Origin of the sequence: Pontibacterium sp. (genome assembly GCF_041587635.1) — a bacterium.
In the GTDB taxonomy this organism is placed as follows: domain Bacteria; phylum Pseudomonadota; class Gammaproteobacteria; order Pseudomonadales; family Balneatricaceae; genus Pontibacterium.
Window position 1 is genome coordinate 1 of record NZ_JBFGYC010000754.1, and the last position, 1,014, is coordinate 1,014.

General features: G+C 49.7%; 1 protein-coding gene. It reads right to left on the reverse strand.

The genetic code is table 11. The features are described 5' to 3' along the window. Positions 1–107 precede the first annotated feature (107 nt). On the reverse strand, positions 108–1,014 hold a 907-nt coding region (locus tag ABYW01_RS21450; RefSeq protein ID WP_372836657.1), incomplete at its 5' end, for a putative bifunctional diguanylate cyclase/phosphodiesterase.

A 1,014-nucleotide genomic window follows, 5' to 3' on the forward strand; every position in this document is an offset into this window, starting at 1 on the left:
GTACATCGCTCTTTTTCCAATACATACTGAGGATGAGACAACGGAGTCAACCCCGCAGTTCCTTGTTAAGTGCGGGGTCGGGGAGGGGGCGTTTTTCTGTAGTGCGATCAGGTAATGGTGGTGTAATTAGGCTTTGGTTCGCTACTTGGGATAGTGAGTTGAGCCTCTGGCTGGGGACGGCTGAAGAAATACCCTTGGCCCAGATCACAACCGTAACGGCGCAGTATGTTTTCCTGCGACTCTGTTTCGATACCCTCTGCCACAACCTTGAGGCGCAGGGTATGGGCCATAAAGATAAGACCACGGACAATCCGTTGGTCACTGCGATTGTCGTCCATCTCCATGACGAAGCTGCGGTCAATCTTGAGCTTATCCACCGGTAAACGTCTCAGCATCGCGAGCGAGGAATAGCCGGTACCAAAGTCATCGATTGCAATGCTAACACCGATCGCTTTGAGTTCGCTCAGGGTTTCGATCGCCAAATCGATATTCTCCATCAGGCTCGATTCAGTAATCTCAATCTCCAGATAACGGGCATCAAGTTCACTCTTGTTCAGTTCCTGCTGAATGTACTCGACCAGATTAGGGTCCATAAACTGTTGCGGTGAAAGGTTGACCGACACACTAGGACAGTAGCCCGTACGGGCGAGGGTTTTCTTAATAAATGCACAGGAGGCCTGTATGACCAGATAACCTATATCTTTAATACAGCCGGATTCCTCTGCCTGAGGGATAAACTTGTCGGGAAACACCAGGCCTGACTCAGGATGGTTCCAGCGAATGAGTGCTTCGTAAGATTCGATGTTGCGGGTTTCCAGATCGTAGATTGGCTGATAGTGCAAAATGAACTGGTTATGATTAACAGCAACGGCCAGTTGCTCGTCCAGGCGTATTTTGGCAAGCGCTTTTTCCTGTAACGACTGATCGAAGAAGCTGTGTTGTTTGCCACCGTTGTTCTTGGCCTCATACATCGCCATATCGGCGTTTCTGAGCAGAGAGGTAACGTCTTCACCA